Annotated in this window: 23 protein-coding genes; 16 read left to right on the forward strand and 7 right to left on the reverse strand. The window is 36.9% G+C overall.

Annotated elements, in window-relative coordinates; translation table 11 throughout:
* Positions 1-10 precede the first annotated feature (10 nt).
* From purC to JOC76_RS03185, 10 genes are all read left to right on the forward strand, one after another.
* Positions 11-730 carry a phosphoribosylaminoimidazolesuccinocarboxamide synthase gene (purC, locus tag JOC76_RS03140; RefSeq protein ID WP_205175999.1) on the forward strand — a complete coding sequence of 240 codons (720 nt, stop codon included), beginning with the start codon at positions 11-13 and terminating at the stop codon, positions 728-730.
* Positions 723-971: a phosphoribosylformylglycinamidine synthase subunit PurS gene (gene purS / locus JOC76_RS03145; protein WP_205176000.1), complete on the forward strand. Its 249-nt coding sequence runs from the start codon at positions 723-725 to the stop codon at positions 969-971. The genes purC and purS overlap by 8 nt, the downstream gene beginning before the upstream one ends.
* Before the next feature lie 20 nt (positions 972-991).
* The gene (gene purQ / locus JOC76_RS03150; protein WP_205176001.1) at positions 992-1,675 is read left to right on the forward strand and encodes a phosphoribosylformylglycinamidine synthase subunit PurQ; all 684 of its coding nucleotides are present in this window, start codon (positions 992-994) and stop codon (positions 1,673-1,675) included.
* A complete protein-coding gene (gene purL / locus JOC76_RS03155; protein WP_205176003.1) occupies positions 1,662-3,947 on the forward strand; it encodes a phosphoribosylformylglycinamidine synthase subunit PurL in 2,286 nt (761 codons plus the stop codon). Before purQ ends, purL begins: the two co-directional genes overlap by 14 nt.
* A gap of 13 nt (positions 3,948-3,960) precedes the next feature.
* Positions 3,961-4,995 (forward strand): phosphoribosylformylglycinamidine cyclo-ligase, encoded by a 1,035-nt coding sequence (gene purM / locus JOC76_RS03160; protein WP_205176005.1) that lies wholly within the window; start codon positions 3,961-3,963, stop codon positions 4,993-4,995.
* Between the two features lie 2 nt (positions 4,996-4,997).
* The gene (gene purN / locus JOC76_RS03165) at positions 4,998-5,576 is read left to right on the forward strand and encodes a phosphoribosylglycinamide formyltransferase (protein WP_205176007.1); all 579 of its coding nucleotides are present in this window, start codon (positions 4,998-5,000) and stop codon (positions 5,574-5,576) included.
* Positions 5,577-5,797: 221 nt separating this feature from the next.
* Complete coding sequence (locus tag JOC76_RS03170; protein WP_205176009.1) at positions 5,798-6,220, forward strand: MarR family winged helix-turn-helix transcriptional regulator; 423 nt, start codon at positions 5,798-5,800, stop codon at positions 6,218-6,220.
* A 63-nt stretch (positions 6,221-6,283) separates the two neighbouring features.
* A complete protein-coding gene (locus JOC76_RS03175; protein ID WP_205176011.1) occupies positions 6,284-6,682 on the forward strand; it encodes a DoxX family protein in 399 nt (132 codons plus the stop codon).
* Between the two features lie 111 nt (positions 6,683-6,793).
* Positions 6,794-7,732, forward strand: coding sequence for a ring-cleaving dioxygenase (locus JOC76_RS03180; RefSeq protein ID WP_205176012.1), 939 nt, complete (start codon positions 6,794-6,796; stop codon positions 7,730-7,732).
* Between the two features lie 263 nt (positions 7,733-7,995).
* Entirely contained in the window at positions 7,996-8,484 is a 489-nt protein-coding gene (locus JOC76_RS03185) for a CBO0543 family protein (protein WP_205176013.1), read from the forward strand.
* Positions 8,485-8,751: 267 nt separating this feature from the next.
* Here JOC76_RS03185 and JOC76_RS03190 read toward each other — a convergent pair whose 3' ends face one another.
* The 3 genes from JOC76_RS03190 to JOC76_RS03200 all read right to left on the reverse strand — a co-directional run bounded on the left by JOC76_RS03190 (position 8,752) and on the right by JOC76_RS03200 (position 10,088).
* Positions 8,752-9,249 carry a DMT family transporter gene (locus JOC76_RS03190; protein WP_205176014.1) on the reverse strand — a complete coding sequence of 166 codons (498 nt, stop codon included), beginning with the start codon at positions 9,247-9,249 and terminating at the stop codon, positions 8,752-8,754.
* 11 nt (positions 9,250-9,260) lie between these two features.
* Positions 9,261-9,689 carry a DMT family transporter gene (locus tag JOC76_RS03195; RefSeq protein WP_205176015.1) on the reverse strand — a complete coding sequence of 143 codons (429 nt, stop codon included), beginning with the start codon at positions 9,687-9,689 and terminating at the stop codon, positions 9,261-9,263.
* 84 nt (positions 9,690-9,773) lie between these two features.
* Complete coding sequence (locus JOC76_RS03200; protein ID WP_205176016.1) at positions 9,774-10,088, reverse strand: ArsR/SmtB family transcription factor; 315 nt, start codon at positions 10,086-10,088, stop codon at positions 9,774-9,776.
* 286 nt (positions 10,089-10,374) lie between these two features.
* Between JOC76_RS03200 and JOC76_RS03205 the strand changes: the two genes are divergently transcribed.
* Positions 10,375-10,491: an aspartyl-phosphate phosphatase Spo0E family protein gene (locus tag JOC76_RS03205; protein ID WP_307784685.1), complete on the forward strand. Its 117-nt coding sequence runs from the start codon at positions 10,375-10,377 to the stop codon at positions 10,489-10,491.
* Between the two features lie 638 nt (positions 10,492-11,129).
* On the opposite strand, the gene JOC76_RS03210 is transcribed toward JOC76_RS03205, so the two are convergent.
* The 3 genes from JOC76_RS03210 to JOC76_RS03220 form a co-directional block, all read right to left on the reverse strand.
* Positions 11,130-11,600 carry a tRNA (cytidine(34)-2'-O)-methyltransferase gene (locus tag JOC76_RS03210; protein WP_205176017.1) on the reverse strand — a complete coding sequence of 157 codons (471 nt, stop codon included), beginning with the start codon at positions 11,598-11,600 and terminating at the stop codon, positions 11,130-11,132.
* 74 nt (positions 11,601-11,674) lie between these two features.
* Entirely contained in the window at positions 11,675-11,830 is a 156-nt protein-coding gene (locus tag JOC76_RS03215; protein ID WP_205176019.1) for a hypothetical protein, read from the reverse strand.
* A 421-nt stretch (positions 11,831-12,251) separates the two neighbouring features.
* Positions 12,252-12,422 (reverse strand): SPW repeat protein, encoded by a 171-nt coding sequence (locus JOC76_RS03220; RefSeq protein WP_205176021.1) that lies wholly within the window; start codon positions 12,420-12,422, stop codon positions 12,252-12,254.
* Between the two features lie 226 nt (positions 12,423-12,648).
* Between JOC76_RS03220 and JOC76_RS03225 the strand changes: the two genes are divergently transcribed.
* The 5 genes from JOC76_RS03225 to JOC76_RS03245 all read left to right on the forward strand — a co-directional run bounded on the left by JOC76_RS03225 (position 12,649) and on the right by JOC76_RS03245 (position 17,136).
* A complete protein-coding gene (locus JOC76_RS03225; protein ID WP_205176023.1) occupies positions 12,649-13,098 on the forward strand; it encodes a hypothetical protein in 450 nt (149 codons plus the stop codon).
* A gap of 156 nt (positions 13,099-13,254) precedes the next feature.
* A complete protein-coding gene (locus JOC76_RS03230; RefSeq protein WP_205176025.1) occupies positions 13,255-14,235 on the forward strand; it encodes an NADPH:quinone reductase in 981 nt (326 codons plus the stop codon).
* Positions 14,236-14,422: 187 nt separating this feature from the next.
* On the forward strand, positions 14,423-15,295 hold the full coding sequence (locus tag JOC76_RS03235) for an SDR family oxidoreductase (RefSeq protein ID WP_205176028.1): 873 nt from the start codon (positions 14,423-14,425) through the stop codon (positions 15,293-15,295).
* A gap of 79 nt (positions 15,296-15,374) precedes the next feature.
* Complete coding sequence (locus JOC76_RS03240; RefSeq protein ID WP_205176030.1) at positions 15,375-16,220, forward strand: Sir2 family NAD-dependent protein deacetylase; 846 nt, start codon at positions 15,375-15,377, stop codon at positions 16,218-16,220.
* Between the two features lie 88 nt (positions 16,221-16,308).
* Positions 16,309-17,136, forward strand: coding sequence for a protein-ADP-ribose hydrolase (locus JOC76_RS03245; RefSeq protein ID WP_205176032.1), 828 nt, complete (start codon positions 16,309-16,311; stop codon positions 17,134-17,136).
* 130 nt (positions 17,137-17,266) lie between these two features.
* Here JOC76_RS03245 and JOC76_RS03250 read toward each other — a convergent pair whose 3' ends face one another.
* Positions 17,267-18,163 carry a TIGR03943 family putative permease subunit gene (locus JOC76_RS03250; RefSeq protein ID WP_307784681.1) on the reverse strand — a complete coding sequence of 299 codons (897 nt, stop codon included), beginning with the start codon at positions 18,161-18,163 and terminating at the stop codon, positions 17,267-17,269.
* Between the last annotated feature and the right edge of the window lie 4 nt (positions 18,164-18,167).

The following is an 18,167-nucleotide window of genomic DNA, read 5'->3' on the forward strand; positions in this document are numbered from 1 at the left end:
AGAGAAAAAAGTGGAAAAATTAGAACAGCTTTATGAAGGTAAAGCTAAAAAGGTCTTTAAAACATCTGATCCGGAAGAATATTGGATTGAGTATAAAGATGATGCAACGGCTTTCAATGGGGAGAAAAAAGGCAAAATTACTGGTAAAGGATCGTTGAATAATGAAATTACCACAATTTTTCTTAGCTTACTTAAGGAAAAAGGGGTTGAAAACCATTTTGTAAAAAAAATTTCATCCACAGAGCAGCTTGTCCGGAAAGTGGTGATTATCCCTATTGAAGTAGTAGTCCGTAACATTGTAGCCGGCTCGCTTGCCAAACGATTGGGATGGGAGGAAGGAAAAGAGCTTCCGCGGCCTATTGTGGAATTCTACTATAAAAATGATGACCTAGGTGACCCCTTTATTAACAATGACCACATTTCCGTTCTTAGCCTTGCCTCGGAATCTGATTTAGTAGAAATAAGTAACACTGCACTAAAAGTGAATGAAATCTTAAAAGATTTTCTTTTACCGAAAGGCATTATATTGGTCGATTTTAAATTAGAGTTTGGAAAAACTACAAATGAAAAGATTATTTTAGCTGACGAAATTTCACCGGATACCTGCCGATTTTGGGATGCACATACAAAAGAAAAACTCGATAAAGATCGGTTTAGAAGGGATTTGGGACAAGTGGAAGAAGCTTATCAAGAAATTCTACAACGAATTGGAGGTAGTGTTGGTGTTTAAAGCTACGGTTTATGTAACTTTACGAGAAAGTGTGCTAGATCCCCAAGGGAATGCCGTTCAAGATTCACTACATTCCCTTGGTTATGATGAAGTAGGAGAAGTACGAATAGGCAAATATATGGAGCTGGAAATTAATAGTGAGGATCAAAACAAGGCTGAACAAAGAGTCAAAGACATGTGCGAGAAGCTTTTAGCGAATACGGTAATTGAAGATTATCGATTTGATGTTACAACATTATAGAAACAAAGGAGGGTTAAAAGGTGAACTTCGCTGTTCTAGTATTTCCTGGTTCCAATTGTGATGTTGATATGTATAAAGCTGTTATAGATACGGTTGAACAGCCTGTTGAGTATGTCTGGCACTTAGAATCAGATCTTTCAAAGTATGATGCCATCCTTGTCCCAGGAGGTTTTTCCTATGGGGATTATTTGCGTCCCGGTGCTGTTGCTAGTCTATCTCCCGTAATGGAGGAGGTTAAAAAGGCTGCTGATGAAGGGAAGTTAGTTTTAGGTGTTTGTAATGGATTTCAAATTTTAACTGAAGCTGGCTTACTCCCAGGTGCGCTACGAAGAAATCAAAGACTGAAATTTCGTTGCGACACCATCCGTTTAAAAGTAGAAAACAACCAAACTCCTTTTACCTTAGATTATCAAGTAGAGGAGAATATTTGTATTCCTATCGCCCATGGAGATGGGAACTATTATTGTGATGAGCAAACATTACATCAGCTCGAAAAAAATAATCAGATTGTTTTTAGGTATGAGGGAAAGAATCCAAATGGTTCCATCGCTGAAATTGCCGGAGTGATCAACGAAAGAGGAAATGTTTTAGGATTAATGCCCCATCCTGAAAGGGCCGTCCACAAATGGCTTGGAACAGATGATGGTAAACGGATGTTTACCTCTATTTTAAGTTATTGGAGGAAACAACATGGAACAGCATAAAGAGCCTACCCCTGAGCAAATATCAGAACAAGGGATTTACCGGGAAATGGGATTGACCGATGAAGAATTTGAAAAAGTAGTACAAATTCTTGGGAGAAAACCGAATTATACGGAAACCGGTATCTTTAGTGTCATGTGGTCCGAGCATTGCAGTTATAAAAATTCAAAGGTCGTTCTTAAGCGTTTTCCTACCACAGGACCACACGTTCTGCAAGGCCCTGGGGAAGGCGCTGGGATTGTTGATATTGGTGATCAACAAGCTGTGGTGTTTAAAATAGAAAGCCATAACCATCCATCAGCCATTGAGCCATACCAAGGAGCGGCTACGGGGGTAGGAGGAATTATCCGTGATGTTTTTTCAATGGGTGCCCGCCCCATTGCTCTATTAAATTCATTGCGTTTTGGGGAACTGGATAACCCGAAAACTAAATATTTATTTGAAAATGTCGTCGCAGGAATCGCCGGATATGGAAATTGTATGGGGATTCCTACAGTTGGAGGAGAAATCTATTTCGATCCATCCTATGAAGGAAACCCACTCGTAAATGCCATGTGTGTCGGTTTGATTAATCATGATGAGATCCAAAAAGGCTTAGCGAAAGGGATTGATAATCCTGTTATCTACGTTGGGGCTGCAACTGGAAGAGATGGTATTCATGGAGCTACATTCGCTTCGGAAGAATTAAGTGAGAACTCAGAAGCAAAACGGCCAGCCGTCCAAGTAGGTGATCCCTTTATGGAAAAATTGTTGCTTGAAGCTACTCTAGAATTGATTGCATCTGGCCATGTGGTAGGAATACAGGATATGGGGGCAGCAGGATTAACAAGCTCAAGCTCCGAAATGGCAAGTAAAGCGGGGAACGGGATTGAATTAAATTTGGACTTCGTTCCACAACGGGAAAAAGGCATGAGTGCTTATGAAATGATGCTCTCAGAATCACAAGAACGGATGTTGGTGGTGGCGAAAAAGGGAAAAGAGAAGGAAGTTGAAAAGATTTTTGAAAAATGGGGACTGCATTCTGCTGTCATCGGAAAAGTAACCAATGATAACATGCTTCGCTTGCTTCATAAGGGAGAAGTCGTAGCTGAAATTCCTGCTGACAAACTGGCAGAAGACGCACCAGTTTATTGTAAGTCGTCAAAGGAAGCACCCTATTATGAACGATATGCTTCAGTAGATTTCGCAGCAGTAATAGAAGAACCAAAAGACTATAATCTCGTTTTACGGCAGCTTTTAGGGAAGCCTACGATAGCAAGTAAGGAATGGGTTTATCAGCAATATGACTATATGGTTAGAACCAATACGGCAGTCATACCAGGATCGGATGCTGCTGTTGTTGCCATTCGCGGAACACGAAAAGCTCTCGCCATGACGACGGATTGTAACGGAAGATACGTTTACCTAGATCCATATGTAGGTGGGGCAATTGCCGTTGCTGAGGCCGCACGAAATGTAGTTTGTTCTGGAGCCGAGCCTTTGGCCATTACAGATAACTTAAACTTTGGCAGCCCAGAAAAACCGGAAATTTTCTGGCAATTTGAAAAAGCTGCAGACGGTATAAGTGAAGCGTGCCGACAGCTAAACACTCCTGTCATTGGAGGGAATGTCAGTCTTTATAATGAAACAAAAGGAGAAGCCATTTTTCCAACCCCAACCATTGGGATGGTTGGATTAGTAAAAGATGTAGATCATATCACCACTCAGGAATTTAAAAAAGACGGGGATTTGATTTTCTTAGTTGGTGAAACAAAAGCTGAAGTTGGCGGTTCAGAGTATCAAAAATTAATGACAGGGAAAATAGAAGGACGTCCTCCAGAAATCAATTTAGAATTGGAGAGGAAAGTACAGGCTTTTACACTTAAAGTGATTCAGGAAGGGCTCGTGCAATCTGCTCATGATACAGCAGAGGGCGGTCTTGCTGTAGCCATTGCAGAAAGCTGTATTTGCGGGGATTTAGGGGCGGACATTCAATTTTCGGATGAACTAAGAACGGATCTTAGTTTGTTTAGCGAATCCCAATCACGAATTATCCTGTCGATTTCAAAAGAACAAACTCAGAAATTAAATGATATGGCAAAGGAAATGGGAGTCCCAATAAAAGAAATTGGGAAAGTAAAAGGAACGAATTTTTCCATTGAACATAACGGTCAAAGAGTCATTTCGCAATCAATTAAAGAATTAGAAGGAATATGGCGAAATTCAATTCCGGAGATAATGTCTGAAAGATTAAAAAACGTCAATATCCAAGAAATTTCAGCAAGTTTACCATAAAGGAGTGGGACTGATGAGCGATTCATACCGTCAAGCGGGAGTCGATATAGATGCAGGTAATGAAGCCGTAGAACGTATGAAGAAACATGTCAAAAAAACCTTCCGTCCGGAAGTTTTAACCGAATTGGGAGGGTTTGGGGCATTATTTAAGCCAAATTTAAAGGGAATGGAAGAACCTGTTTTTGTTTCAGGCACTGATGGTGTCGGTACGAAGTTGAAAATAGCCTTTGCAATGGATAAGCACGATACCATTGGAGTCGATGCCGTCGCTATGTGTGTGAATGATGTCATCGTCCAAGGGGCTGAGCCCCTTTTTTTTCTAGACTACTTAGCCACAGATAAAATCATCCCTCATAAAATCGAAGCGATCGTAAAAGGAATCGCTGATGGATGCGTGCAGGCCGGATGTGCACTAATTGGCGGTGAAACGGCGGAAATGCCGGGAATGTACCAAGATGGAGAATATGATATTGCTGGATTTACAGTAGGAGTGGTTGATCAAAAACAGATTATCGATGGAAGCAAAATCCAAGAAGGACAGGTTCTGATTGGCATTGCTTCAAGCGGTTTACATAGTAATGGGTTTTCACTTGTCCGAAAGGTGTTACTAGAGGACGCCAAGTTCTCAATAGGGGAATATGTGGAAGAATTGGGTTGTACTTTAGGAGAAGTGTTATTACAACCAACAAAAATTTATGTTAAATCTGTCCTTTCCGTTTTAAAGGAATTTACTGTTTACGGTTTGGTTCATATAACAGGTGGCGGATTTTATGATAACATTCCACGTATTCTTCCTGAAAATCTTCAGGTGGAAATACAAGATGGGTCTTGGAAAATACCAAAGATTTTTTCGATTATCCAACAAGCCGGTAAAATTTCAGATTTTGATATGTTCCGCACGTTTAACATGGGAATAGGAATGATTTTAATCGTCGATTCTGTTGACTCCCAGGTAATTCTTGAACATCTCCAAACATTAGGTGAAGAAGTATCCTTGATTGGAGAAGTGAAAAAGGGTGCCCAAAACGTAGTGTTCAAGAAGGAATAACCATGAAAATTGCCGTTTTTGCATCTGGAACTGGTACTAATTTTGCCGCAATACTAAAATCAATCAAATCGAAACAAATCACAAACGTCGAAATCGTTTTATTGGTCAGTGATAACCCTGAAGCTCTTGCAGTAAGCAAAGCAAAGGATGAATTGATTCCGATTTTTACTTTTAAAGCAAAGGATTATCCCAACAAACAAGCCTATGAAGAAGAAATACTAAAAGAATTAATAGAAAGGAATGTAGATTTCATCATATTAGCTGGGTATATGAGACTCTTGGGGCATGTACTGTTGCATGCCTATGAGGGAAACATCATTAACGTTCACCCATCCTTGTTACCTTCATTTAAAGGCAAAGATGCGATTGGACAAGCTCTCGAATATGGGGTAAAGGTCACGGGAGTTACAGTCCATTATGTGGATGAAGGCATGGATACAGGCGCAATCATTGCCCAACAGGCTGTCACAATTGATTCGGTGGAGACAAAAGAAACATTAATGAAAAAGATACAAGAGGTTGAACACAAACTATTACCAGAAGTGATACAAAGTTTGTCCAATAAGGTGGTAGCAAAATGATGGTGTTATGAGAATCTTTTTCAAATGTTCATTGTACGTTTACATATTATAGTTAAAGATAAAGGGACTGCTCCACACACATTGAGCCAGTCCCTGCTATTTTTCGATTATATTTTCTAACCTAAAATAAAAAAGGCTATTGACAAAAAAATTAATAAGTATTATTATTATCTCATATTCAAGATACTTTATTTCAAGATTAATTTGAGGAGGTGAACGAAATGGAGAGGAAATGCAATAATCAGCCCTTTTTGTTATTAATGCAAACATCTAAAGCCATTCATGATCGAATAAAGGAAGAAATGGCAAAAAACAAGTTAAGTATTACGGAATTTTCTGTTTTAGAAGTACTTTATCATAAAGGGAAACAAACCATTCATCAAATTGGTCAATGCATACTAATCTCAAGTGGTTCGATGACCTATTGTTTAGATAAACTTGAACAAAGAGGTTTATTGAAGAGAAATGCTTGTCCAGATGACCGCAGAGCGATTCATGTGACATTAACAGAAGAGGGAAATGAATGGATGAACGAATTCATGCCCAAATATCATGAGGTCGTTAATGATATGTTTGATTCATTAAATTCTGATGAGGCAGATACATTTGTAAAGCTTTTGAAAAAAGTAAGGAATAATGTTTAACAAACATTTTTTTTAAAAAAATATCTCGATTTCGAGACAAAAACTTTTAGGGGGATTTTAAAAATGTTAAATATTGGTTTATTAATTATACGTTTAGTAGTTGGTTTATTATTTGTAGGTCACGGTGCTCAAAAATTATTTGGATGGTTCAGTGGTTATGGTTTAAAAGGTACAGGTGGTTGGTTTGAATCGATTGGAATGAAACCAGGTGTAACCATGGCGCTTTTCGCAGGATTAGCAGAATTACTTGGTGGTATTTTATTTGCAATAGGACTTTTAACACCACTTGCAGCTATAATGATCGCAGGCACCATGGTTATGGCAATCGTTAAGGTGCATGGAGCAAACGGATTATGGGCAACAGCGAATGGATATGAGTATAACCTAACCTTGATTGCAGTTGCTATCGGAGTAGCATTAATCGGTCCTGGACAATATGCTTTAGATACTTTTTTATTCTAAATTATCTTTATTTAGAGATATTTGAATTAAGATAATTGCTCCGGGTTTAATATCCGTATTAGGAACAAAATAAGGGATAACTGGATTTTATATTAAATAGGGGTGAAAAAAATGAGTAAAAAGACAATGGGTATTCACCATATTACGGCAATCGTAGGGCATCCGCAAGAAAATGTAGATTTTTACGCAGGAGTTTTGGGATTACGTTTGGTCAAGCAAACGGTCAATTTTGATGATCCAGGTACCTATCACCTTTATTTCGGAAATGAAGGTGGAAAACCAGGAACTATCATTACATTCTTTCCTTGGGCAGGTGCTCGTCAAGGAATTATTGGAGACGGGCAAGTAGGTGTCACTTCTTATGTCGTTCCGAGAGGTGCCATGGAATTCTGGGAAAAAAGGTTAGAAAAATTCCATGTTCCTTTTACGAAAATGGAACGCTTTGGAGAGCAGTATTTGGAGTTTGATGATCCTCATGGGCTGCACCTTGAAATCGTTGAAAGAGAGGAAGGGGATGTTAATACCTGGACTTTTGGCGATGTATCACCTGAAGTTGCTATAAAAGGTTTTGGTGGTGCAACTCTTTTCTCAACTCAACCTGAGAAAACGGGCGAATTATTAGAAAAAGTGATGGGACTTGAATGGGTCGGTAAAGAAGAAGATTTCGCACGTTACCGTTCTACTGCAGATATTGGAAATATCATCGACCTTAAATTAACTCCAATTGGACGTGGACAAATGGGTGTTGGAACAGTCCATCACATTGCATGGCGGGCTATTGATGATGAGGATCAATTGGATTGGCAAAAGTATGTCGCTGCTAATGGTTATGGTGTCACTCCTGTTCAGGATAGAAACTACTTTAATGCCATTTATTTTAGAGAACATGGAGAAATCCTATTTGAAATTGCCACTGATCCTCCAGGATTTGCTCATGATGAATCCGTAGAGACAATGGGTGAAAAATTAATGTTGCCAACACAGTATGAACCACATAGAGAAAAAATTGAAAGAGTATTATTACCGTTTGAAGTAAGAGAACTAGACTGATTTATGAAAAGGGATGATTTCTTGGGTTGAGAAATCAAATCATAAATAATTGACACAAAAGGCTAATCGGCAACTTCACGATTAGCTTTTTGTTTTCAAAAAAGAAAAAGGTGTATATACATTACCTTTAAATGAACGACCTAATATAATGTACGGATTTAGGGTTTTTAATAAAAAAATATATAAATAATCATAGGGTATAAATGGCAAAATTAGGGCATTTTAAGGATGTCAATATGAGAATGTCGAGAGGATGTTAATTAGTGGAGAAAAAGTTGTTAAAGTTACTATTAGCAGTATGCGTTTTATGTTTTCCATTTTTATTCAGAGGATCAAAAATGAGAGAAAATCTTTTGATCTTTTTTTCAAAAGGTGTTATTGCGACTCTTATTGATGCTTATGTTGTTGGAACCAAAAGAATAGAATACCCAGTTCGTCCTCTTTCAAAAATTTTTCAAACAAATATTCTTTATGATATGTTATTTTTCCCAATTCTAAGCGTTATTTGGGTGAAAATATCGTATAATGATAAATTTAGTAACATTCTAATGAAAAGTTTGCTTTTCAGTGTTCCTATGAGTCTGGGGCAATGGTTTATGGAAAAAAACACGAGATTATTTAAATGGAACAAATGGTCAGCCTTCCATACTTTTGCAAGTGTTAATTTTACTTTGTTTACGATTAGAGGGTTTGTTGGTTTTATAAAAATTTTAGATAAATTTAAGGGTAGGCAAAATATAAGCGAAAATTAAGGGTTAATACTATGATAACATGCTTTAATAGAGTTTTTTGTCTTTTGAAATTTTTTATAGAAGTTCGTTATGAGAGCAATAAAGAGCTAATCAAATTTTAAGATTTAAAGACAATTTTAAGGCAATCCTTTTAACATGAGGATTGCCTTAATTGATTAATTTCAATTATCAAACTAAAAGTAAATTTTATTTCAAGTTATAATATTGTTTTAATATATAAGTCCAAATAGGTGTTTTTCGTTGTTTGAATTGAACTACAACCTTTATTTAGCAGTTTACAGCTTTTTGTTTGTTTAAATATTGTGCATCTGTTTGTTCACTTGAACGTTTATTTCCTTTATAGATTAAATAAAGGGCAATAATCATAAATAGTAATGCGAAGGCACGTTTCATATCTAGTGAAATTACTAAACTATTAAACCATCCAAAATGATCAATCAACATACCGATAACAAGTTGACCAGCTATACCAGCAATATTGGTTGCTATGACGCCAATTCTTGGTACCGCCATGACCGTGAGAAGTAAGTACATAGTGCCTAAGAATGCGGCACTTAATTGCCATTTAGGTACATCTAGGATGGCAAGGATATTTCCTTGTCCAAAAAAGATAATAAAAATGGCTAAAAACAATGTCCCAGTTAGAAAGGTTAACAGTGTAGTTTCAATAGTTCCTACTTTTCGACTAAATGTACCATTGATAGACGATTGAGCGCTTAGTGTAATACCTCCAAATAAGGTAAATAGAATCATTAATATATCCATTTTAAGACCTCCTAGTAAACTAAAATAAGTGCAATTATCATTGAAATAACAGCAAATATCTTCTCTTTATTGATTCTAGTTTTTTTGCTGCCTAACCAACCATAATGTTCAATAACCATACTCATGACCAGTTGACCAATAATTACTGCAACCATGGTGATCCCAACACCAACAAAGGGAACACTAACCACAATAGATGTTAAATAAACAACTCCTAAGACACCACCAAGCAGTGACCATTTAGGTGCCTCAACAGCATATGATAGTTTACCTTTTCCAAAGAATATCCATAATAATCCCAAGATGATTGAACCCATAAAGAAGTTGTAAAAACTAGTTTCCAATTGTCCGATGGTTTTCCCTAGTTCACCGTAGATAGCACCTTCAAAACTAAGTGCTGCACCTGCAAATAACGCAAGTAAATACGAGAAGTAACGCATACGATAAGTCCTCCTTATTATCTGTATAAATAAATATCTAGAATAATCGATATAAGTTTTAATAAAAAACAGAAATCACCCAACTTAGATTTCCGTTTTAAAATATTCAGCCAACTGACGAATGAAATCTTCGTTTCTTCTATAATAAGTCCATTGGCCATAACGAACAGATTCAAGCAGACCTGCTTTCTGCATCATATTTAAGTAGTGTGAAACCGTAGATTGAGAAGCTTTAGCCTTTTCTTGAATATCCCCAACACATACTCCACCTTTGTAGCTTACCTCCTTTGGCAGGTGAGCGCCTTGTTTAGGGAAATGCTTCTCTGGTTCCTTTAACCACTGTAAAATGTTAAGTCGAGTTTCGTTTGATAGCGCCTTAAATACATCGATTGGTTCCATGTTTTACATTATATATCGAATTTTTCCGATATGTCAATTCAGTCAAAGAAAGTCATGACTATTATTATGCTTTGTTTCTGAATAAGTAAGGATTCCCCTAATTGATTAAAGGGGCAGAGAGAGTGGACATACTCCATTTTTTTGTTTGTAAATTCTCCCCAAAAAACTATTTTATTGAATTAAAATACTTTATAATTAATCTTGTGTTTTTAATTATTAAAATATTGTGTAGGAGACTTGTGGTTGCATGAATGTGGATAAACCTTAATTTTTAATTTTAAATTGTATTGATAAAATGAAGAAAAAAATGATTGAATCAGCAAAGTATACTGGTTTGCAAAGTGAAGAGACAATAAAATGTAGTCAGAATCTTGACATATTAATAAATAAATATATGAAGTAATCTACCAATAAAGACATAAATCTACTTACTAATGTTTCATGAGAATTTTAAAAGTGGACAGGAGTTACCTGACTTTCAACCATTTTAGTTAATCTTGGGGACGATTCTCTTGGTTGGTTTAGGGATATCGAGAAGATAATAACTAATACAGTAAAAATAGCTCAAACTAAATATAATTATTAAATTCAGTAATAAACTGACTTTACCGATAAGTTATAACGTATCGTCAAATACGATCAAGTTTAACTACATACAAATTAACGGGTATAACGCTAAAATTAACTTTAAAATTAAAGAAACAGATGAAAACTGTTCGAAGATTATACTTTATCACCAGCTCGGTTATTATTTAGAATTTAGGAAAAATACACGAGTTTTAAAGACTCTCTTTTATGGTGGAGAAGAAGAAAAAGAACAGCTTTTAGCAGAAATCGAAGAGAATTCTTGGGAACTTGGAAAAACACTGGTACCTAAATATCGTTTAAAAGCATATGATCAAGTACGTGAATTGGATATAGACTTGTTAAAAGTCTGAATAGATTTACAGGGGACAGGCATTTAGGACACTACTTTAATAAGCACAAATTTTCTGTAAAGAAAATTAAAATAAAAAATCTTCCAATAGATGGAAGATTTTTTTATTTTAAATTGGGAAATCCTTGCTGGCGTAAAGCCTCATATACCAATATAGCAGCTGTATTCGAAAGGTTCAGTGATCGAATATTACCAGTCATTGGGATTCTCAAAAAGTGATCTTTATCTTTTTTCATTAAATCTTTTGGTAAACCGGTTGTTTCTTTTCCGAACATAAAATAGTGTTCCTTTGATACATCACTGAAATCAAAAGATGAATGTGGTTTTTCACCATATGTCTCAATATAGTAAAACTCACCTTCATTTTTTGAGAAAAATTCATCTAATGAGTCATAATACGTTATGTTTAAAAGCTGCCAGAAATCCAAACCAGCTTGTTTGATCATCTTTTCATCTGTTGAAAAGCCAAGTGGCCGGATAAAATGCAAGGCTGTTTCCGTTGCGGCACAAGTACGTGCAATATTGGCAGTATTAGCCGGAATTTCTGGTTGATATAGTACAACATGTATTGCCAAGAATGGTCACCTCTATCTGTATTTTACCCTCCAAATTATAACATACAGTAGGCACTGTTACTTGATGACTAGCATTAAACTTCGTTCTCTCTCTTCGTGACTACTGTTTCATCTCCACATCGGTGACATCTAAACCAAGTCGCAATATATCCCCATCCATCTGGTCTCTGATCTGTTTCTTCATAAATGTGACCTTTTAATTTGCAGATGATCTTATCTAGAATAGCCATCATAAAAACCTCCTTCAATGAAAAGTTGATTTTTTATCTATTTCATCTTTATGCTCCAATGCTTGTACACTTTGTTTTAAGTCTTCACTACAATCATTACAAAGGAATTACATACCTGGACTGATGCAAGTTGAATATATACGAATTAACGGGTACTTAATTTAAAAATAGGCTTGTTACGGAGATCGAGTTTTTGTTTTTTAACTACCGGTCGAGTTAGTAATTGGGGGATTAAATACAAAACTTCTTGTGGTTAGTTTTAACTGTACTTTTTTTGATATGAATGTGAGGATGAGGGGGATGCAAAATGGGGTTTGACTTTCACAGTAATAAAAATTGCAGCATATATACCTTTCCGTACAGACAACAGCAGGGGAACCCCAATAGGAGTTGCCCCTGCAATCGTTCAGTTATAAGTCGACTAGGATTTATTGGTATCTTTTTTCGATCCTACCCAAATTGCAAGGATTAAGGTAATAATTCCAAAAATAATACTATTCCATAGAGCGCCTGCGTTATCGGAGAAATTGTACACCCATGGCGAAATGACGAGCCAGATACCAATTAATCCAGTGAGCCAAAGTTGCCACATAGTTACCACTCCCTTTAAAATTTAACGTCGACGTTAACGTCTTTAAAATATATGACTTTCTATTCCTGAATATAACCTAATTCATATTAAGCCAGATTCTTAATCCGAAAGTTTATCCGGTTAGTTCCATTAGGACCAAGCAGGAAAATGTATGCCTCACTAGGAGGGAGTTGAATAAGAGTAACCCAATTTAGGAAAAGATAAAAAAATTATTGGAGGTTCATCAATGGGTCAAGTCCTTTCTTGGATTGTAATGATCGTACCTTGGTTTTTACTTGTACCACTAAATTCAATCAGGGAAAGAAATTTTTTATCCGTTGCGTTTTTTACGGTCTTATTGTATACGATTTATTTCCAAATAACGGAAGTTTGGGATTGGTGGACGGTTACAAAAAATTTATTTTTTCTATCAAATGTTTCATCGTTTACATATGGGCTACTTCCTGTCACTACAATCCTTGTATTTTATTTTTTTTATCCCAACGTTTGGTTGTTTTTTGGCGCTAATATCATATTAGATGCAGTACAAGCATTTATTATTAGCCCTTTTATTTTTGAAAAAGTTGGACTTTATGAGTTGAACAATATGAGTAATTTGGGGCTATATTTTGCTATTATTAGTCATTTACCAATCATTTATCTTTATCAAAGATGGTACGATTCTGTATTCAAATAGATTAAATATGGTGTTTAACGAAAGGGTCGTTTCTTCAAGAGGAAGGTCCCTTTTTACTGTTCTTGTACTAATTTGGGGAACTAAACTATTTCAAACCAAGATACTACTGTAAATCTAATCTTTCGATATATAATAAATTTTGAGGAGGTTGAGAACATGAAAGCAATTCAAGTAACAGAATTTGGTGGACCTGAGAAATTAGTTTATACAGACGTTGACGAAGTAACAGCAGGAAAGGGAGAGGTATGTGTTCGATTACATGCGGCAGGCGTCAATCCGAGTGATACTTACACATTAACAGGTACATATGCGTTTAGTATACCTCAGTTGCCTTATACCCCAGGCTTAGACGGGGCTGGGATTGTAGAGGCGATTGGAGAAGAAGTCACGAATGTTCGTGTGGGGGATCGTGTCTTTATTGCGTCCTTAATGAATGGTCATAGTACAGGCGCATTTGCACAAAAAGTAGTATGTGATGCAACATCGGTTCATCCATTACCGGAACATGTATCCTTTGAACAAGGTGCCGCATTAGGAGTACCTGCCTTAACAGCCTATCGTGCACTATTTCAACGCGCCTATCTGAAGCCTGGTCAAACTGTGCTAATTCATGGAGCCAGTGGCGGGGTTGGCTTACAGGTTGTGCAAATGGCTAAATCTCACGGTGCTAGAGTAATTGGAACAGCCAGTAGACACGAGGGTAAAAAATTTGTGCAGCAAGCTGGTGCTGATTTTGTCATTGATCATGTGACTGAAGCAACGATTGAAGATGTGCTAGCCTTAACAGAGGGCAAGGGGCCTGATGTCATTATTGAGTTTTTGGCAAATAAGAATTTAGAGACAGATTTAAAGCTGATTGCATCATATGGAAAAATTGTCATTATTGGGAATCGCGGTTCCATCGAAATTAATCCACGCCTTGCCATGCAAAAAGAATGTGATATTTTAGCAACTGCTCTATGGAACGCACCGAAAGATGAATATGACCAAAGCATCCATGGTGTCATTGGCATGCTAACAAGTGGTGCGCTTCAGCCAATTATTGGTACAACATTGCCACTTCAGCAAGCAACGGAAGGCTTTGAACAAATAGCAAAAGGCAGTGCAAATGGTAAACTTGTTTTGAAAATTGACTAATTATTTATCTCTTTAATAGGAGGCGATTATTCCATAATGGAGATCGCCTTTTTTATTTGACTAGGAAAGTGACTGAAAGAAGCAACCAATTTTAGAACAAAATTATTTGTTGACAAAACGATTACAGGTAACTAAAATAAATACATGTAATCAATATTGTTACATTTAAAAGTTGGAGGGAATATAAATGAGAATATTAGTAACTGGAGCAACAGGGAACTTAGGTTCAAAAGTGGTCGATTCATTATTAAAAGCTATTCCAGCAAGTGAGCTGGCAGTGAGTGTTCGAAATCCCGAGAAAGCAGAAGGACTTCGTGCTCGTGGAGTGGACGTTCGTCAAGGAGATTTTGACCGACCAGAAACATTAGAACATGCTTTTAAAGGGATTGATCGCTTATTAATTATTTCTGCAGATGGTGATAATGAAACAAGAATTCGTCAACATACAGATGCTGTCCAAGCAGCTGAGCGTGCAGGAGTAAAATTTATTGCTTACACAAGCTTAGGAAATGCAACCGAAAGTAAAAACTTAATGGCTCCACCGCATGTTGCGACAGAAGCAGCCATCATTAAGACAGGTATTCCATATTCCTTCTTGCGTAACAATTGGTATCTGGAAAACGAGATCGGAAGCATTCAAGGTGCTATTGCGGGAGCTCCGTGGGTAACCTCTGCTGGAGAAGGTAAAGTAGGCTGGGCACTGCGACAAGATTACGCCGATGCAGCGGCAGCGGTTCTTGTTGGAGAAGGTCATGAAAATACAGTGTATGAACTTTCTGGTCCCCTTTTAACTCAAGCAGAATTGGCAGCAGCTCTTGGTGCAGTTTTGGGTAAAGAAGTACCTGTACAACAAGTTAATGACGAAAAATATGCAGAAATCATGAAAGGGTTAGGGCTACCTGATTTTGTGATTCCAATTGTAGTAGGAATTCAAGAAAGCATTCGAAACGGTTCACTAGAAGTTGAAAGCAATGATTTTGAGAAAGTTCTTGGTCGTCCAATTACGCCGATCAACGAAGCACTGCCCCAACTTGTTAATGCCATTTCACAAACTAAATAAAATATTTGAGACAATGATAATGACAAACCGACCTTGATACGAAAAAAGGTCGGTTTTTAGTTAAGAGGAGGTACAGCGTATGAAAAAGGCTTTTGAGACAGGTATTCAGCAGGCAAAGAACGCAATCGAAAATGCAGAATATATTTTGCTAGGCGGCGGAGCAGGTTTATCTGCTGCTGCTGGGATTGAGTATGGCGGAAAAAGATTTAAGGAGAATTTTGCCTCTTTTATAGAAAAGTATCGATTGACTGACATGTATTCATCAGGTTTCTATCCATTCCCAACACAGGAAGAACGCTGGGCATACTGGGCAAAACATATTCTTATAAACCGATTTGAACCTGGTGCTACTAAACTGTACAGGGACCTTTTACGATTGGTAAATGGCAAAAATTATTTTGTCATGACAACCAATGTCGATAGCCAGTTTGAGAAGTCGGGTTTCGCCTTTGACAAAGTGTTTGAAGTACAAGGGAATTATGGTTTTCTGCAATGTTCAACAGGTTGCCACAACAAGGTGTATTATAATGAATCACTGGTAAAGGAAATGGTAGAAAAAACGGTCGGTTGTAAAATACCATCCGAACTTGTACCAACATGCCCTGTCTGTGGTGGAAATATGGACCCTCATTTAAGAATCAACCAATATTTTGTGCAGGATGAAAAGTGGTATGAATGGAACCAATCATACAATACATTTTTAAAGGAATCCGGAGGAAAGAAATTGGTCTTTTTGGAGTTAGGTGTTGGCTTTAATACTCCTGGAATTATTCGCTATCCCTTTGAACAAATGACATACCACAATAAGAATGCAACATTGATTCGTCTAAACAAGGAAAACCCTGAAGGTGCAAAAGAAAATATTGATAAAACTATTGCCTTTACGGAGGATATGCAAGAAGTTGTATCAGCCATAATGGAATGAAGGAGCGTACACAATGCCACAATTATTATAAAAGGATTATGCTTCATTAATTAAATTAACTGAAACATTTATCCCGCCATTTCCAATCATGGAAAACAATCCTGAAAATATGATAGACGATTTAATTACTGCCTTATTACGAGAACCTAATGTTCCAGGTGATGTAGAAATTCCGAGTGATTATAACGCAAAACGAAGTTTATTAAGGGCTCTATTAAACATAAGGGCACCAAAACCACTAAATGATGAAATTGTGGAAAAGATCGATTCTCTTTTACAATGGGAGTTAAATGAAAAGGGGACCGTTGATGTGGTAAAACTTGAATCAGTTGTATCCAGGGCTCCTGCAAATCCTTTTTCCCAATCAGCGAAGTTTATTTTGTGGCAAGGGGATATAACACGATTAAATGCTGATGCAATTGTAAATGCAGCCAATAAACAAATGTTAGGGTGTTTTCAGCCGTTACACGCATGTATTGATAATGCCATTCATTCGGCTGCTGGTCCGCAACTAAGGGGTGATTGCGAACTGATTATGTCTTCCCAAGGAGAGTTAGAGGAGACGGGGAATGCGAAAATTACAAGAGCTTATAACCTGCCCTCCCATTATGTTTTGCATACGGTTGGACCAATTGTCCCAAAGGGAACGACATTAACAAATCAGAAAAGGGATGAATTAGCATCTTGTTATATTTCTTGCCTCCAATTGGCAAATGAAATAGAGGATATTAAAACGATTGCTTTCTGTGCAATCTCAACGGGTGTATTCGGTTTTCCAAAAACGGAAGCTGCTCATATCGCCGTAAAGACAGTAAATCAATGGCTACTAGATCACTCTAATCGTATTGAAAAAATCATCTTTAACGTGTTTAGTAAAGAGGATTACAATGAATATTTAAATGTTTTTACCCAGTGATGTTTATTGTTCTTGCAGCAACAAATGTTTCTAAAGAAATAGCTAAGAGCTGAAACTATTCTAAGCTCCTTTGTTCTTCTGTATTTCCATCCATATATCAAAAAAAAAGACCCTCATAGGGTCCTTCTAATTAATTCAAAGTGTTTCTGTAAACATAAGGGTCCTTCGGTTTTGGAATGATTTTGTAACTTGTTACTTTTAAAACAGGAATTTTAGTTTTCATTTGTGGATAATAGACTGTATCCATTGTTCCTGTTGCTTGATACCATTGGTCATTCGGAATGTGTACGTTTTTCGGGAATTGAATCATCATTCCAAAGGCACCAGAGTCAGCGACACAATGAATAATCCCAAAGCGAAGTAAAAACAGCTGGTTAGGCTGTTCTCCTGGACCATTGTAAGTAAATCCATTCATGGTAAGAGTTTTCCCAGCAAACGCCCCTGAAAAATTATACATTACTTCTAACCCGACTAAATAGTCTTTATCCGTTAGAGTAATATTATTTTTTGGAATATAAGACTTAGACTCTTTCCTTACTAAATCCGTAAAATCAGCTTGGTTCATGAATTTACTCATATCAGGATTTAGAACTTGATGGGTCCCGTACTGATCACTTCCGTCTTCTAATGTTGGAAATGAAAAGCCCTTGGCATCCACTAGCTGTGAATCAAGAGTAGCCACTGGAAATATTACTCCAGTAATAGCAGGGATTACCACGAGCGTGTAAGCCAAGAATTTTTTTATCTTTTTTCCAGCAGATGGTTTCTTTTTATCGTAATCATGTTCATGATGGTGTTTATGTTCATGATGATCGTGGCTACAAGCACAATCATGATGTTTCTCTTTCTTATCTCCAGAGGACCATAATTTAATTCCTTCGACCACTGTAAGTATGAATAAAATCACGATCATACTCGCAGATAAGAAGCTATATTTCATGTTTATATATTTTGAAATGTTTCCTGTGACATGCAGCATAAAAAACAAGTTTGTAGTAAGTATTAAAATTAGGACTTTAAACATCATCCCA

The organism is Neobacillus cucumis (genome assembly GCF_016908975.1).
Lineage (GTDB): Bacteria > Bacillota > Bacilli > Bacillales > Cytobacillaceae > Neobacillus > Neobacillus cucumis.

Excerpts from the sequence above, each read along its gene's own strand:
- JOC76_RS03190 (WP_205176014.1), bottom strand. The coding sequence starts at position 9,249 with ATGGATATATTAATGATTCTATTTACCTTATTTGGAGGTATTACACTA.
- purN (WP_205176007.1), top strand. The coding sequence starts at position 4,998 with ATGAAAATTGCCGTTTTTGCATCTGGAACTGGTACTAATTTTGCCGCA.
- JOC76_RS03220 (WP_205176021.1), bottom strand. The coding sequence starts at position 12,422 with ATGTGGCAACTTTGGCTCACTGGATTAATTGGTATCTGGCTCGTCATT.
- JOC76_RS03235 (WP_205176028.1), top strand. The coding sequence starts at position 14,423 with ATGAGAATATTAGTAACTGGAGCAACAGGGAACTTAGGTTCAAAAGTG.
- JOC76_RS03180 (WP_205176012.1), top strand. The coding sequence starts at position 6,794 with ATGAGTAAAAAGACAATGGGTATTCACCATATTACGGCAATCGTAGGG.
- JOC76_RS03245 (WP_205176032.1), top strand. The coding sequence starts at position 16,309 with ATGGAAAACAATCCTGAAAATATGATAGACGATTTAATTACTGCCTTA.
- JOC76_RS03250 (WP_307784681.1), bottom strand. The coding sequence starts at position 18,163 with ATGATGTTTAAAGTCCTAATTTTAATACTTACTACAAACTTGTTTTTT.
- purM (WP_205176005.1), top strand. The coding sequence starts at position 3,961 with ATGAGCGATTCATACCGTCAAGCGGGAGTCGATATAGATGCAGGTAAT.
- JOC76_RS03230 (WP_205176025.1), top strand. The coding sequence starts at position 13,255 with ATGAAAGCAATTCAAGTAACAGAATTTGGTGGACCTGAGAAATTAGTT.
- JOC76_RS03175 (WP_205176011.1), top strand. The coding sequence starts at position 6,284 with ATGTTAAATATTGGTTTATTAATTATACGTTTAGTAGTTGGTTTATTA.
- JOC76_RS03215 (WP_205176019.1), bottom strand. The coding sequence starts at position 11,830 with ATGGCTATTCTAGATAAGATCATCTGCAAATTAAAAGGTCACATTTAT.
- JOC76_RS03200 (WP_205176016.1), bottom strand. The coding sequence starts at position 10,088 with ATGGAACCAATCGATGTATTTAAGGCGCTATCAAACGAAACTCGACTT.
- JOC76_RS03225 (WP_205176023.1), top strand. The coding sequence starts at position 12,649 with ATGGGTCAAGTCCTTTCTTGGATTGTAATGATCGTACCTTGGTTTTTA.
- JOC76_RS03240 (WP_205176030.1), top strand. The coding sequence starts at position 15,375 with ATGAAAAAGGCTTTTGAGACAGGTATTCAGCAGGCAAAGAACGCAATC.
- purL (WP_205176003.1), top strand. The coding sequence starts at position 1,662 with ATGGAACAGCATAAAGAGCCTACCCCTGAGCAAATATCAGAACAAGGG.
- JOC76_RS03170 (WP_205176009.1), top strand. The coding sequence starts at position 5,798 with ATGGAGAGGAAATGCAATAATCAGCCCTTTTTGTTATTAATGCAAACA.
- JOC76_RS03195 (WP_205176015.1), bottom strand. The coding sequence starts at position 9,689 with ATGCGTTACTTCTCGTATTTACTTGCGTTATTTGCAGGTGCAGCACTT.